Origin of the sequence: Thioalkalivibrio sp. ALD1, assembly GCF_000381245.1 — a bacterium.
GTDB lineage: Bacteria > Pseudomonadota > Gammaproteobacteria > Ectothiorhodospirales > Ectothiorhodospiraceae > Thioalkalivibrio.
The window spans coordinates 98,493-113,369 of the sequence record NZ_KB906242.1 but is presented as its reverse complement, the minus strand read 5'-3'; the positions used below and the strand labels follow the sequence as shown (position 1 = coordinate 113,369).

Genomic DNA, 14,877 nt, shown 5'->3' with positions numbered 1-14,877 from the left:
CAGCGTGGTACTAGCGGACATGGTGCGTGGCCTGCCCGAGCATCTCGGGTGTCACCACCCGCACGCCTTCGGGCGATATGTAGTAGTCGCGGGCATCCGCCTCGTCGTCCACACCGATCTGGGTTCCGTCGGGCACCCTGCAGCCCTTGTCGATCACCGCCTTCTGGATCACGCAGTCCTCGCCGACCGTCACGCTGGGCAGGACTACCGCGTCTTCCACCGTGGAACCGGCGTTCACCTGCACGTTGGAGAACAGCAGCGAGTGGCGGATCGTGCTGCCCGAGATGATGCATCCACCCGACACCATGGAGTCGATCGCCATGCCCCGGCGATCGTCGTCGTCGAACACGAACTTGGCCGGCGGCAGCTGCTCCTGATAGGTCCAAATGGGCCAGTCGGAGTCGTACAGGTTCAGCTCCGGCGTCACGCCGATCAGCTCCAGGTTCGCTTGCCAGTAGGAGTCGATCGTCCCCACATCACGCCAGTAGCCCTGGCGCGCGCCCTGCTCGTCGCGGAACGGGTAGGCCATCACTTGAAAGCGCTCGATGATGCTGGGGATGATGTCCTTGCCGAAGTCGTGCGTGGAGAAGGTGTCGTCCGCATCGGTGATCAGTTGATCGAACAGGAACTCGGTGTTGATCACGTAGATCCCCATCGAGGCCAGCGAGTGGGTGCTCTTGCCCGGAATGCTCGCCGGGTCGTCCGGCTTTTCGGCAAACGACGTAATACGGCTGGAGGCATCCACACCCATCACGCCAAAGGCCTTGGCACGCTCGCGCTCCACCTCCAGGCAGCCCACCGTCATGTCCGCCCCGCTCTCCACGTGGAAGGCGATCATCTGGCCGTAGTCCATCTTGTAGATGTGGTCGCCGGCCAGGATCAGCACGTACCGCGGGGCATGCTGCCGGATGATGTCGATGTTCTGGTAGACCGCGTCCGCCGTGCCCTGGTACCAGGACGTCTCGATGCGCTGTTGCGCCGGCAACAGCTCGATAAACTCGCCGAACTCCCCGCGCAGGAAGCTCCAGCCACGCTGGATATGCTGGATCAGCGAATGCGCCTTGTACTGCGTCAGCACCGCGACCTGGCGAATGCCCGAGTTGATACAGTTGGAGAGGGGAAAGTCGATGATGCGGAACTTGCCGCCAAACGGTACGGCCGGCTTGGCCCGCCAGAGCGTCAGTTGCTTCAGCCGCGAACCGCGCCCACCGGCGAGGATCAGGGCCAGAGTCTCGCGGGTCAGACGACTAACAAAACGTTGCGGTTGCGGATTCATGCACCCATCCTTGCCAATAAACCTCTTCGGGGTTGTGACCCCGGCTAAACACGGAGCGTGATTCGAGTATGACAACAGCCTCCAGCAAATGCATCACACCCGTTGCCGATACCCTGGCGCGTTTGCCGGAGGCGCGCCTCCATGATCCACACAGCGTCCTGGGGCTTCATGCGCTGGATCAAGAGACTGCCTGCTACCGGGCATGGCTGCCGCACGCCAGCGAGGCCTCGATCACACTTTCGGGCGGATCCGACGAACCGCTCACACCCAGTACCAGAATCCCCGGACTCTTCACCTGGCAGGGCAAACGCAATGCCCTCCCCGCACACCCGGAACTCCACTGGAGGCCCGAGGGTGGCACGGATACGTTACGGACCGTTGACCCGTGGAGCTTCGGCCCGGACATCCCGGAGTTCGACCGCCATCTGTTCGCCGAAGGTCGCCACTGGCACGCCCACCGCATGCTTGGCGCCCACCCGCAGAGCCGCGACGGCATCGACGGCGTGCGCTTCGCCGTCTGGGCCCCGAACGCCGAGCGCGTCTCCGTCGTCGGCGACTTCAACCGCTGGGACGGCCGCTGCCACCCCATGACCGTGCACCCGGGCAGCGGCATCTGGGAACTGTTTGTACCCGGTCTGGACCGCGAGACGTTGTACAAGTTCGAGGTCCGCAACCGTGACCACGGCACCATCCATGTCCGCACCGACCCCTACGCCCGCGCCTACCAGCTGCGCCCGGAAACGGCCGCCCGAATCCAGCCGCAAAGCGACTACACCTGGGGCGACCAGAACTGGCTGGACAACCGCGACCCCGAGGGCTGGAAGCACCGCCCCATGAGCATCTACGAGGTGCATCTCGGCTCATGGCAGCGCAGCCCCGAGGGCCAGTGGCCCAACTACCGCGAGCTGGCCGAACGGCTGGTGCCCTATGCCCGCGACATGGGCTTCACCCATCTCGAGCTGCTGCCGATCACCGAGCACCCATTCGACGGTTCCTGGGGCTATCAGAGCACCGGCTTCTTCGCTCCCACCTCGCGCTTTGGCGACCCGGACGATTTCCGCTACTTCGTCGACCAGGCCCACCAGGCCGGACTCGGCGTACTGCTCGACTGGGTGCCCGGCCACTTCCCGCGCGACGAATTCGCCCTCGCCCGCTTCGACGGCACCGCACTGTACGAACACGAAGACCCGCGCATCGGCGAACACCGCGGCTGGGGCACGCTGATCTTCAACTACTCCCGCCCCGAGGTACGCAACTTCCTGCTCTCCAGCGCGCTGTGCTGGGTCGAGGACTTCCACATCGACGGCCTGCGCGTCGATGCCGTCGCCTCCATGCTCTACCGCGACTACGACCGCGAACCGCACGACTGGCTGCCCAACATCCACGGCGGCAACGAAAACCTGGAGGCGATCGACTTCCTGCGCCACCTGAACGAGACCGTACAGACCGCGCACCCGGGCGTGGTCATGATCGCCGAGGAATCCACCGCCTGGCCCGGCGTCAGCCGCCCGCCGTCCATGGGCGGACTCGGCTTCACCATGAAATGGAACATGGGCTGGATGCACGACACCCTGACCTACTTCGGCATGGACCCGATCTACCGCCACTACCACCACAACCAGCTCACCTTCGGCCAGATCTACGCCTACAGCGAGAACTTCGTCCTGCCCTTCTCCCACGACGAAGTCGTACACGGCAAACGCAGCCTGCGCGGCCGCATGCCCGGCAACGAATGGGAACAGTTCGCCAACCTGCGCCTGTTTTATGCCTGGCAGTGGCTCTACCCCGGCAAGAAGCTCCTCTTCATGGGCCAGGAATTTGGCCAGGGTCCCGAATGGTCCGAGGACAGCGAACTGGACTGGTACGTCCTGCAATATCCGCTGCACCAGGGCCTGCAACAGCTCGTGCGCGACCTCAACTGGATCTACCGCGACCACGCGGCCCTGCACGGCCGCGAATTCGAGCCCGACGGCTTCTCCTGGCTGGACTGCGACGACGCCTCGCACTCCACCCTCAGCTTCCTGCGCCGCGACATCCACGGCCAGGAACGCATCGTCGTGCTCAACCTCACCCCCATCGAACGCGGCGCCCACCCCGTCCCCGCGCCGCACCCCGGCCCCTGGCGAGTCGTCCTCAACACCGACGCCCAGGCCTACGGCGGCGACTCCCGCGGCCCCGCCCACGCCCACGCCGAGCCCATCGAGCGCAACGGCCACCCCGCCACGCTCTACCTCCACCTGCCCCCGCTGACCGCGCTCCTCCTGGAGCCTGCCGGCTGACGGCGCACTACTACCGGACAGGCCCAAATCGGCCAGAGGGCTGGCCTCCTACATCCAACCCCAACCGCCCCCTGTAGGAGCGCAGCCCCCTGCGCGATTACCCACGCCAACCCAACCCCATCGGCCAGAGGGCTGGCCTCCTACGCCAACCCCAACCACCCCTGTAGGAGCGCAGCCCCCTGCGCGATCACCCACGCCAACCCAACCCCATCGGCCAGAGGGCTGGCCTCCTACATCCAACCCCAACCGCCCCTGTAGGAGCGCAGCCCCCTGCGCGATCACCCACGCCAGCCCAAACCCCATCGGCCAGAGGGCTGGCCTCCTACGCCAACCCCAACCGCCCCCTGTAGGAGCGCAGCCCCCTGCGCGATAAACCACGCCAACCCAACCCCATCGGCCAGAGGGCTGGCCTCCTACGCCAACCCCAACCACTCCTGTAGGAGCGCAGCCCCCTGCGCGATCACCCACGCCAGCCCAACCCCATCGGCCAGAGGGCTGGCCTCCTGCGAATCTAGGCCCATCTGCAGAAACCCATCCCCCTGGGTGATGATCACGCACCACCACGCCGCCAACACTCAGCATTGAAATCCATCCGCGGGCGCCCCAATATGGCTGATATCACTTTCTGATATCGGATTCCGAAGCCATGCGCACCATCGTCGACATCCCCGAACAGGAACTGCGCGCCATCAAGGCACTGGCACGCCGGGAGAAGATCTCCCAGACCGAAGCCATCCGCCGCGCGGTCAGGTCCTACCTGAAGGACCACCCGCCCCCGGGGCAGGACGCCCCGGCATTCGGCATCTGGGGACAACGCCAGGACGGGGTGGAGTATCAAGAGGCGCGACGCGATGAGTGGTCGCGGTGAAGGCCGTCTTTGACACCAACATCCTGGTGGACTACCTCAATGGCCAGCCTCAAGCCGCCGAGGAGTTTGCCCTCTATCCGGTGCGCCTCATCAGTCAGATCACCTGGATGGAAATCCTCGTCGGCTGCAAAGAAAAACAAGAAGAACAGGAAGTCCGGCAGTTTCTCGAGACCTTCGAAATCACGCCAATCGACCAGCCGATCGCCGAAGCAGCCGTACAACTACGCAAGACACATCGGCTACGCCTGCCCGATGCGATCATCCTCGCAACAGCCGATACCCAGGGGGCCCTTCTCGTCACACGGGATACCAAGGCCTTCTCGCCCGAACTCCCGGGCATCCGCGTTCCGTACAGGCTTTAGATACCCGCCAAACGAGAGAGGCCCTTCCGATGGGGAAGGGCCTCTCTTGAAGAAACATCACGCCTTGATCAAACCGCTAGCCACGCCCCTCGACCAGCGCCTGCGTCTCGCCATCCAGCGCACCCCAGTGGCTGCGCAGCCGCTCCGCCACATCCGCCGGCTCCAGCAAAATCACCGGCATCGCCAGCTCCGCCGCCTGCTCACGCGCCTCCGGCGCAAACCCGGCCAGGCTCACATACATCCCTCGATCAACCCCCTCGCGACCCGCGGCAAAGGCCTCCAGCTCCGGCGGCTCCACCTCGCTGTCACGATCACGCGCCACGCCCACAATCAAGCGCGGCGCGTCGTCGCCACCGCGCGCCGGAGCCACCACATACTCCTGCCACACATTGCGATCATCCGGCGGCGCATCCACCAGCACATACCCCATCCCGCGCAGCATCCCTTCGATGACACGCCCAATCTCCGAAGTCCCCAACCCCGCCAAACGCTCGGCCCACTCGTCCATCACAACCTCTCCAACTCACGACACCCCGCACGCTAATCCAAACCCCATCACAAAACCACCCACCCCACCATCCCCGTACCCGTACCCGTACCCGTAGGAGGCCAGCCCCCTGGCCGATTGGGGTTGGTCTGGCGTGGGTGATCGGCCAGGGGGCTGGCCTCCTACTCCGAATACCCGTTGTAGAGGTGCGGCCCGTGCGCGATACGCCTTTCATACGGAAGGAAACGACAGAAACCCAAATTCGCACCAAAGGCGAATGCGCTACTGTCGGTAAACATGGTTCCGATGCGCCACCCGAACGACGAGTATCCGCAGCGCTTCGTCCTCATGGTGGCCAGCACGCGGTAGGGCCCCACTCGATACCGCCAATACTCGCCCAACTCCCCAGAAAGCGGTTTACCGAACCGGCGAGGATCATCCGCAGCCGCGACCCGCTCGGCCAGATACTTCAGAATGCGGTTTACTGCTTGCTTATCGAGCGCTCGCAGGTCCTTCTCTACGCGCTTGTCGAACTCAATCGTCCAGCTCAAGTCGGCGCCTCATCTCATCCATGGAGACCGTTTCTCCGCTTCCCTTGCGGTGGTCAATCAGGCGCTGCTCAGCCAAATAAATGTCTTCGAGATCCTCAAGGTGCTGCACGATCGCTTCGCGCGCATAAAAGCTCTTGCTGCGCCCCGTCGCTTTCGCCAGAGCGGCCAAACGCTTCTCGACATCTTCAGGCAGACGCAAAGCCAACATGTTTCTTCCTCCAGACTGCTGCTATACAAGTATAGCAAACCCCTCTCTATGTAGGAGGCCAGCCCCCTGGCCGATCACCCACACCAACCCAACCCCATCCCTGTAGGAGGCCAGCCCCCTGGCCGATTGGATGTTGGACAGGCCCCCATCGGCCAGAGGCTGGCCTCCTACACCGACTGCCACCCCCTGTGGGAGCGGGCCCGCCCGCGAAGCCCCCCGCCGCCGCGATACCGACACGCGGTCAATGCGCCGCCACCCAATTCTCCACCTGCAGCCCGGATACACGCTCGAATTCACGTCCGTTATTCGTTACCAGCACGGCCCCAATGGCCCGAGCATGCGCTGCGATCAACAGGTCGTTTGCACCAATCGGAGTACCCACGCGTTCCAGCTCGGCGCGGATGTCGCCGTAATGTTCGGCCGCTTCTTCCGGCCAGTCGCACACCCTCGCAAAAGCCAGAAAGCGCTCCAGTGCAGCCTCGCTACGTTCCCTCTGACTTGACCGGCGAACCCCATACCGCAATTCCGCCAGAACGACAGCAGAAAGGCCCACCTCCCCAACTGGGACACCACGCAGCCGGGCGTGCACCTCCGGCGGTCGGCGTTTCATGATGTAGATACAGATGTTCGTATCCAGCATGTAACGCATAGATCACAACGCCTCGCGATCCTGCGCCACGCGATCCTCGATCGAATCGGGAAAGTCATCCGGCAGGGTCTCTCCAGCCCCCTGGAAATAATCATCCCAGGACCTCGGTTTGGCGCGGAGGATCAATGCATCGCCACGCTTTTCAATCACCACCTCATCCGCATCGAACGCAAAACCCTTGGGCAGCCGAACTGCCTGGCTGCGCCCATTCCGGAACAAACTCGCCGTGCGCCGCTTCATCGCCAAACCCCACATCCTTTGCATATGCCTCAAGCATATCCCCCACGCAACCACATTCCAAGGCCCCCGCTGCCACCCCCCTGTAGGAGGCCAGCCCCCTGGCCGATGGGGTCTGTCCAACATCCAATCGGCCAGAGGGCTGGCCTCCTACGCCGACTGCCACCCCCTGTGGGAGCGGGCTCGCCCGCGAAGCCCCCGCCAAACTCGCAAAACCACCAACCCTACCCAACCAACGACACCACCGCCCGCCGCAACCCCTCATCCACACTCACCGGCGGTTCCCAGCCGAGCGTCTCGCGCGTATGCGAAATATCCACCTGCAACGAATCCAGCAACCGCCGCCCCATCGTGGCCTCGGATGATCCCGAGCTGCCAGGGCGCCTCCGTGCGGCCATAACCCTGGGCCTCCACCATCGCAATCGCGTTGGCTTTGAACTCCTGGAGGTATCACGCTCGTCTCGGCGTGTTCACATTCACCTCCTGTTGCCCATCAGTGTTTCCTTGACTGGGATGCCCCTCGTCAGTAGGCCACTACAACCCGATACGCCGCTTTGTGCAGCGGCATCCCCACAGAAACCCGCGGCGTGCACGAACCCCCAGGAGTCACAAGCCCCCCTTCGCTCGGATCACAATCCATCACAGAGCGCCCCAAGGCACTGCGGAACCGCCCCCTGGCCCCGGATCTCCGCGGCCTCCGCTTGGGTGATCCGGGGCGCAATCGCCACGTACTCGACATTCCAGCCCTGATAGGCCTTGTGGGCGCTCAGGAACCGGCCCGCCGCAGCCACCAAAGCCGGAATGGACCTGGCCAGCTTCTCGCCCTGGCGTTTGCAGGAGCCGAACCGAATAGCGCTCTGATCCTCCGAGACCGCCACCAAATCAATCTCCACGTCCGAGCGATCCCAGTACCCCCGAATCCGTTCGGACAACGCAAAGTCGCCCAGTCCCAGGCGACTGCGCTCCTCATAAAGCTGCGCCACCAGATCCTCCAGGGCATAACCTTCAACCTCGCGCAAACGCTCATCGGCCTGCGACACGAGCATGTCCATCGGCCGAAAGGCCGAGGCCGAAACCGGCTTCTGCAGCGCAGACAGCCACGCGCGCAGGAAATTGTCACGAATGTAGTAGCGCCCGCTGCGAGCCTTCGGTCGCGCAAAGATCGGCAGTCGTCGCTCGATCATCCGATATCGCTCGCTGAGGATCTTCAGATGCCCGCCCACCTGTCGTGCCTCTCCCGGGCCGGAGACCTCCGCCAGATGGGCCTCGATCGCCGCGTTGTTGCAACCGGGATGCGATGCCAGAAACTGCAGCACCATGTCGTAGCGCCCCCGCAGCTCGCGCAGGAACCAGTTGTCCGCTTCATTGCGCAGCGGCGACGAGCTGGAGAAAAACAGCTTGCGCAGCAGCGTCTCGCGATCCGCATCCAGCACACCCTGCTCATAGGCATCCCGGTAGAACTTCGGCACCCCCTCAAACAGGTTCCAGAGAAAGAGCAGGCGTTCGGGATCCTCGTCCGCATGTGCGCGCAGAATCTCCAGCACCGACCCGATATCCAGATGCCCCAGCTCGAGCGTGTCCGTGGCCCGGTTGAACAGCGGCGCCTGCCGGTCATCCAGCAGCGCCGTCATCTCCGCATGCAACGACCCCAGCACAATCAATCCGCCGGGCACCTGCCCCGCCCGGGCGCTCAGCCGGTCCACCTCCGCCTGCAGGAGTGAGCAGAAGTCGAACAGCGGCTTGCGATGGAAGTACTGGAACTCATCCAGCGCTACCACATACCCCGACTCCGCCAGACTCGCGATCAAGCGGGCCAGCTCGCCCAGGCTATGGACACGCTCCTCCAGCCCGAACGTCTCCAGGTAGCCGTTGCAAGCCGCCACCACCCCCGCCGGGTCCGAATCCGGAATCTGGATGTACAGCGTCTTCGAAACACCCGCCGCCTGCAGCGCCTGCTGAATCAAGGTCGTCTTGCCAATCCGGCGCCGCCCCGAAATCTGCAGAAAGAACCAGCGCCTCCGGGACAGGATCTCCTGCAACTGGCCCAGCTCCGTCTGCCGGCCGTAAAACGCCCACCCCCCGGATTCCACCACTCAGACACCTTAAGGTAAAAGTTATTACCTTAACCTACGCCGATCCTTTCGCCTCATCAACACAGTCACTTACGAGCCACCCCACCGCACAGCCTGCTCCCCCTGTAGGAGGCCAGCCCCCTGGCCGATTGGATGTTGGACAGACCCCATCGGCCAGAGGGCTGGCCTCCTACACCGACTGCTACCCCCTGTGGGAGCGGGCTCGCCCGCGAAGCCCCCGCCACAGCCCCGACCAGACTTGTCATCGCCACCAGACTCATCCAAAATAATCAGCGGAGGCTTTGTTGGCGGCGACGCTGACATTGCCTTTTTTATTGCCCGCTTATTGAATCGCGTTCTTCTCGCGGCCGCAGATCGTCGATGACCGCGAAACTCCACAGCGGGTAGCGCTGATCACCGTCTTCGCGCAGGGTTCTGAACCGCAAGTCACAAACCCTCTCCGCCAGCCCCGACAATTCGCTCCGTGCCGAACGCGTCATGGTACCGACGCGAACACCCCAGGCCACCAGGTACGCCACAATGTCCGCCAACTGAACCGCTGTCGTCAGATGGCTGTGAACAAAAAACGGCTCTGGTATCACTCGGGCCGCACGCATCCGCCCCTTGGCAGTCTCCCGGAAATACTGAGCCATTTGCCCTAGCAGGATATGGGCCTGCACCTTCTCGAGCTCATCGAACACCACCACACCCATCGCGGTCTCAGCCTGCTCTTCAAGAAAGTGGTAGTAACGCTCGAACAGGTAAGCGTAATCTTTGCGCAGAAGCTGCCCATCCGGCCGTGGCGCCTCACAATCCACGATACTGGCGAAGGTACGCACGCGGTAACGCGCACAAATCTCCAGCAAGTGCCCCACGAAGGCGATCTTCGCCTGAGCCAAGGCCGTAAGCTCTTCCTTGGTGGGACCGGTTGCACCGGCATCCTCACGACGCTGCCTCGCCCCCTTTTCAAGACACGCACGCGCCAATGCGGCCCTTCGCTCCGGCGGGATCGATTCCATCTGTCCCGCCAAGCGGAACGTCTTTCGCTTCAGCAGTTTCTTGCCCTTGAGCTCCAGCTCATCCGGCGAGATCCGCTGCCCGAAGAAAGTCCTTTCCGCATCCTGTACTTCACAGACCAGGTTCCAGAGATCCCGATCCTCCACACACACGCCGGCCAACACTTCATAGGGAGAATGCCTGCGGTCCTGGCCGCTTTCATCCATGAACAGCATAAAGCTCACGCCGCGTACCTCCTCTGTAACGGGGTCAGGTATCCATTCCTGCCCGCCTTGAGACCAACAATCCCCCGTGAATCTCCAGGTGAGCATCCATCACTTTGTCGATCGCGAACTCCCGCCCCGCCAGCGCCCGCCCGGCACGCCCCACGGCCTGTCACCATTCCGGGTCTTCCACAAGCGCCTGCACCGCCGCGGCCACAAACTCCTCCACACTCTTGTGCCTCAACGAACGCACTGCGACCACCACGATCGCCCCCCAATCTGCAACGACACACAAGGAGCGCAGCCCCCTGCGCGATCAACCTGTAGGAGGCCAGCCCCCTGGCCGATTGGATGGTGGACAGGCCCCATCGGCCAGAGGGCTGGCCTCCTACACCGACTGCCACCCCCTGTGGGAGCGGCCTCGGCCGCGAAGCCCCCGCCAAACCCCGAAAAACCACCAAACCTACCCAACCAACGGAACAACCGCCCGCCTTAACCCCTCATCCACACTCACCGGAGGCTCCCACCCCAACGTCTCCCGCGTATGCGAAATATCCACCTGCAACGAATCCAGCAACCGCCGCGCCATCTCCCCACGCCCCACCGCACGCGCCCCGGCACGCAAGAGCACAGGCGGCACCGGCACCAACCGCGCCCGCCGCCCCATCGCCGCCGCCACCCGGCGCAACAGATCGGTAGTGGAAAGGTCCTCCCCATCCCCCGCCAGAAACACCCGATTCGCCGCCGCCGGATGCTCCAGGCAGGTCACCAGCAGATCCACCAGGTTATCCAACCCCACCAGCGAACGCCGATTCCGCGTCACCGCCCCCAGCGGCAGCGGCACACCCCGAGCCATCCATTCCATCAACTTGCCAAAGTTGCCCGGTGCATTTGGGCCGTAGACCAGCGGCGGCCGAACAACGACCACCTCCATCCCTGTCTCTCGGCTCAACTCCACAAGCCCCTGCTCCGCCTCCCACTTGGATACGGCATAGTCATCCTCCGGGGCCGGCGAATCATCAAAACGCAAAGGGCGCTCACTCGAGCGCCCCAGCACACCAATCGAACTCAGAAAGACGAACCGCCGCACACCTGCTTCCGCCGCCTGCCGCGCCAACTCCAGCGTGCCCTCCACATTGCAACGCCGAAATTCAGCCATCGGGTCAACAGCCGATTCCTTCATCACATGCGCGCGGGCCGCCGCATGCACGACCGCGAAGACCCCGCCCAATGCTTCGGTCCAATTCGAGTCTGCCCCCAATGCTGGCGTGGCCACCATCTCGACCCCGGTACCAACCGACACACCCGGCCATCGACTACCTGCCACCGGCATCCAATCGTCCTGCGCGGCCAGGCAAGCGCAAACGTGCCTGCCAACAAAACCGGTCGCCCCGGTAACCAACACCCGATTACGCAAAATGCCTCCTGAGCATCGCTACCGACGAGGATCCATCGGTTGTAACAAACGGTACAGCCAATGTTGCACCCAACGGGGCAGCAACGACCGAAAAAAGGGTATGAAGCAGGCAAGCCCCTTCCACCAGCCCAAGCCCACCCGCCGACAACCACGGAAGCCAACCACCGCCTGCTCCCACGCCCGTCGGGGCGACTGCTTCTGGTGAGTGGCCTGGTGAAACCGATACCAGAGGAGCGGCTCGGGCAGATTGGCGAATACCAACCCATGTTCCGCCGCGCGAAACCAGAGGTCGTAGTCCTGTCGCCTTCTTAGCGAGGCATCATAGCCCCCCAATTCCATGACCTTCTCACGGCAGAACATAACGGAAGGGTGAATAAACGGCGATGCCCACAGGCTCCGCACAATCGAGTTGTGGTCACAGGACCTGCCGCGCACGGCCCCCTCCACGCCTTGCTCATCGATTTCCACCGCACCGGTGCCTAGCACATCCACATCGGGGTGCGCTTCCAGGTAGGCGAGTTGGCGTTCGAACCGCTCAGGAAACGCGACATCGTCCGCGTCCATTCGGGCAACCCATTTCCCTCGGCACTTCTGCAAGCCGGCATTCAAGGCCCCGCCAAGGCCCACGTTGGTCTCCAGCTCTACCACCTGCAACCGCTCGCCAAGCCGGTCATGCCACACGTCCACCACGGTTCGCAGCGAAACGGGGATCGGACCGTCCACCACCAACACCACCTCACCAGGCTGCCGGATCTGATCGGTCCAGATACTATGCAATGCGCGATCCAACTGATCTGGCAAATCCGCCCGGAAAACCGACATGAGAACCGAGATTTCCGTACTCACAGTTCCAACCGATAAAGCCGTCGTTTCCCCGAAAACACGGAGTCAAAAAACACCTGCTTGCCATCGCCACTCAGCCGCGGGTGCAGGTCGCACCGCGTTTGCCCGTCATATTCAAAGCCATGAAAGAATTCGCCAAGCTTTCGGGCTTCGCCGCTGCGCCAGTTAACCAGCATCAAGTGCTGCATCCTCGCCTTGTCCGGGTACGTGTCGGTAACGAACCAGTCCCCAACTACGTGCGGGTGCCCATCGCCGAGCGCCTCCCGCCCCGGGAAGTCCAACTCCTCCATCTGCCCGGCGTTCACATGGAGCAACCGATACCCGTCCGACCCATCGGCCCCTCTGAGATACCCGAGCACTCGGTTCGGTGACACCCAGAAACAGTGACTGACCATGCCGTAATCTGCGAGCACTCTGGCCCTATTGCCATCCACATCCGCGACCACCAAGCGGTCGAAACGCCGACCAGCTTGGTACCAACGGTGGATGACCATGAACCTTTCGCCATCCGGCGCTATCATAATGTGATTCACCGAATGGCTCGCGCCCACCATACTCTCCAAAGGTTCTAACGCCACCAACTGAGCCAAGGAGAGGATGAGCCTTTTCTCACCTGTCTTTAAATCGAGCCACCAAACTCCGTCTGCATCCAAAGCTTCGAGATCGCACGGCCTGCCCATCCGGCGAAAGTAGCCGTAATCGGGCGCGAGCCGTGCCAACCGGTCGAAGTTTAGGGTGAGAGCGAACCGATCCCCGAAACAATCGTAGACGGGCGCCGGGAGGGTGCAGACGATCTCACCAGATGTCGCATCGCACACCCGCGCCACGTATGAATCCTCCGCCGCATCGTAATCATTAAAAACAAAGCGATCCTCCGAGATCCATTGGAGCTTTGTACCTTGCTGCCAGTTGAAAGCCTCCGACGGGAACCGACTGACCACCTCACCGTCAACCGCATCCGCTAACACCACATTCAACGCCTGTCCACCACGAGGCTCCTCAGTAGTCGGCCCGTGCGCTTCCTGGAATATGATATGCGAACCAGAGGGGCTAAGCGGCGACTTGTCGTAGTAACCAAAAAACGACTCAAGCGCAGTGCTGCCCACCGTTTGCAATTTATGCCGAGTTTCGCAGACGTTCGGCTTTTTGTGTCGCAAATAGACTACCCGCTGGTAGCTTTTCTTCGCCCACGCCTTTAGACCTGGCGACACACTAAGGCCACGCGCTACCATTCTTTCCAGACGGGAGAAGTTATTGCCCACCCTGCGCCCCCAGGACCTTGCGATAAATCTCCTGATACTCTGCGGCCATCCTTTCCGCGCTAAGCCGTTGCTCCACGAGCATCCGGGCCTCACGACCTAACGCCGTCAGATCCTTATCCGCAATCGCAGAAAATCTCAAAGAAAGCGCATTTACATCCCCACACGGAAAGAATGCATCGTCATCGTCCTGCAACTCACGATGTGGAGGTATATCAGACAAAATGCATGGTAGCCCACTGGCCATCGCTTCCAAAACAGTGTTCGGAAGCCCCTCTGCAAGCGAGCTGGAAACGAATACATCCGCTGCGTTAAGGTAATCCTTAACGTTATCAACTTGCCCTCTTAGCAACACGGTTTCGTCCGCCACACTACGCAAGTTTCTCTCGAGCGGCCCATCACCCAAGACCACCAGACGAGCATTCGGCCCCAACCGTGCAGCTTGATACGCCTCTACCGCCGTGAGCATATCCTTCCGTGGAATCAGGCTCCCGACCAAAAGGAAGATCAGGGCGTCCTGCGGCATTCCAAGCCGGCTGCGTAACGCCGCCTTCTTCGCGCTATCCACTGGATAGAAGGTTTCGCCGTCTACTCCATTCTGCACCACATCCGGAGCAATACCGTGTGTCTCGAGTTCTGTGGCGATCGCATGCGAACAAGCCACCACATGGAGCCTGCGAAGTGCCTGAACGTGTCGTCGTGCCATCACACTTCCGCGTACCTTTCCAAACTTTGACGGATAATCCGCAAACGGGTAGTTACGCGCTGTACACAGGGAAGGCAGTCCAACCATGGCCGCTGCATTCAGCACATCCGCCCGAATCCCCTGCGTATGAACAACATCAGGCTTGATGTCCTCAATAAGGTCACGCAGCCGCGACCGCGCCAAGAGCAGCCCCTGAATTCTCGAGAGCCCCAAACTGCGCATCTCGAGCCGTAAACCCTCAAACCTGCTCCACGCACTGTTAGCCTCAGGCTCCGGCGAAAGTGTCACCAAGCTTGGAGAGAAAACCTCCGGGTTCAGATTTCTGACAAGACTGTAGAGCTGATTTGTTGGCCCCGAATTCTCGAGCGTGGACACAATAAAAAGCACCTTCCTTTGGACGTTCATATGTTTCATCAATCGCTCATCATCAGTTCTACTCGCCA

At 62.3% G+C, this 14,877-nt stretch carries 14 protein-coding genes and 2 pseudogenes; 3 read left to right on the top strand and 13 right to left on the bottom strand.

The window, feature by feature from the left end; genetic code table 11:
* Positions 1-10: 10 nt before the first annotated feature.
* A complete protein-coding gene (glgC, locus tag F623_RS0105155) occupies positions 11-1,276 on the bottom strand; it encodes a glucose-1-phosphate adenylyltransferase (RefSeq protein ID WP_019572156.1) in 1,266 nt (421 codons plus the stop codon).
* Between the two features lie 68 nt (positions 1,277-1,344).
* On the opposite strand from glgC, the gene glgB reads away from it, so the two are divergent.
* The 3 genes from glgB (at position 1,345) to F623_RS0105135 (ending at position 4,785) form a co-directional block, all read left to right on the top strand.
* Complete coding sequence (gene glgB, locus F623_RS0105150) at positions 1,345-3,555, top strand: 1,4-alpha-glucan branching protein GlgB (protein ID WP_018868326.1); 2,211 nt, start codon at positions 1,345-1,347, stop codon at positions 3,553-3,555.
* A gap of 646 nt (positions 3,556-4,201) precedes the next feature.
* Entirely contained in the window at positions 4,202-4,423 is a 222-nt protein-coding gene (locus tag F623_RS0105140) for a CopG family transcriptional regulator (RefSeq protein WP_018862257.1), read from the top strand.
* Positions 4,411-4,785, top strand: a complete 375-nt coding sequence (locus F623_RS0105135) for a type II toxin-antitoxin system VapC family toxin (protein WP_018862256.1) — start codon at positions 4,411-4,413, stop codon at positions 4,783-4,785. The genes F623_RS0105140 and F623_RS0105135 overlap by 13 nt, the downstream gene beginning before the upstream one ends.
* A 76-nt stretch (positions 4,786-4,861) precedes the next feature.
* Here the strand turns inward: F623_RS0105135 and F623_RS0105130 are convergent, their stop codons facing one another.
* The 12 genes and pseudogenes from F623_RS0105130 to F623_RS0105075 all read right to left on the bottom strand — a co-directional run bounded on the left by F623_RS0105130 (position 4,862) and on the right by F623_RS0105075 (position 14,848).
* Positions 4,862-5,293: a restriction endonuclease gene (locus F623_RS0105130; RefSeq protein ID WP_018862255.1), complete on the bottom strand. Its 432-nt coding sequence runs from the start codon at positions 5,291-5,293 to the stop codon at positions 4,862-4,864.
* Between the two features lie 261 nt (positions 5,294-5,554).
* Positions 5,555-5,823: pseudogene (locus F623_RS12830) on the bottom strand (type II toxin-antitoxin system RelE/ParE family toxin).
* Entirely contained in the window at positions 5,807-6,031 is a 225-nt protein-coding gene (locus tag F623_RS0105120) for a DUF6290 family protein (RefSeq protein ID WP_018140871.1), read from the bottom strand. Before F623_RS0105120 ends, F623_RS12830 begins: the two are co-directional and overlap by 17 nt.
* A 241-nt stretch (positions 6,032-6,272) precedes the next feature.
* Positions 6,273-6,680: a type II toxin-antitoxin system VapC family toxin gene (locus tag F623_RS0105115; protein WP_018862253.1), complete on the bottom strand. Its 408-nt coding sequence runs from the start codon at positions 6,678-6,680 to the stop codon at positions 6,273-6,275.
* 3 nt (positions 6,681-6,683) lie between these two features.
* Entirely contained in the window at positions 6,684-6,920 is a 237-nt protein-coding gene (locus tag F623_RS0105110; protein WP_018862252.1) for an AbrB/MazE/SpoVT family DNA-binding domain-containing protein, read from the bottom strand.
* A 221-nt stretch (positions 6,921-7,141) separates the two neighbouring features.
* Positions 7,142-7,267: pseudogene (locus F623_RS13390) on the bottom strand (NAD-dependent dehydratase); the annotation flags it as partial.
* Positions 7,268-7,546: 279 nt separating this feature from the next.
* Positions 7,547-8,956, bottom strand: a complete 1,410-nt coding sequence (locus F623_RS0105100) for a DUF234 domain-containing protein (protein WP_019572155.1) — start codon at positions 8,954-8,956, stop codon at positions 7,547-7,549.
* 365 nt (positions 8,957-9,321) lie between these two features.
* On the bottom strand, positions 9,322-10,221 hold the full coding sequence (locus tag F623_RS0105095; RefSeq protein WP_231367697.1) for a DUF3800 domain-containing protein: 900 nt from the start codon (positions 10,219-10,221) through the stop codon (positions 9,322-9,324).
* Between the two features lie 451 nt (positions 10,222-10,672).
* Positions 10,673-11,626, bottom strand: a complete 954-nt coding sequence (locus F623_RS0105090; RefSeq protein WP_155984193.1) for an NAD-dependent epimerase/dehydratase family protein — start codon at positions 11,624-11,626, stop codon at positions 10,673-10,675.
* Positions 11,627-11,644: 18 nt separating this feature from the next.
* Positions 11,645-12,472, bottom strand: a complete 828-nt coding sequence (locus F623_RS0105085) for a glycosyltransferase (RefSeq protein ID WP_231367691.1) — start codon at positions 12,470-12,472, stop codon at positions 11,645-11,647.
* A complete protein-coding gene (locus F623_RS0105080; protein ID WP_231367692.1) occupies positions 12,469-13,731 on the bottom strand; it encodes a glycosyl transferase in 1,263 nt (420 codons plus the stop codon). Before F623_RS0105080 ends, F623_RS0105085 begins: the two co-directional genes overlap by 4 nt.
* Positions 13,721-14,848 carry a glycosyltransferase gene (locus tag F623_RS0105075; RefSeq protein ID WP_231367693.1) on the bottom strand — a complete coding sequence of 376 codons (1,128 nt, stop codon included), beginning with the start codon at positions 14,846-14,848 and terminating at the stop codon, positions 13,721-13,723. Before F623_RS0105075 ends, F623_RS0105080 begins: the two co-directional genes overlap by 11 nt.
* Between the last annotated feature and the right edge of the window lie 29 nt (positions 14,849-14,877).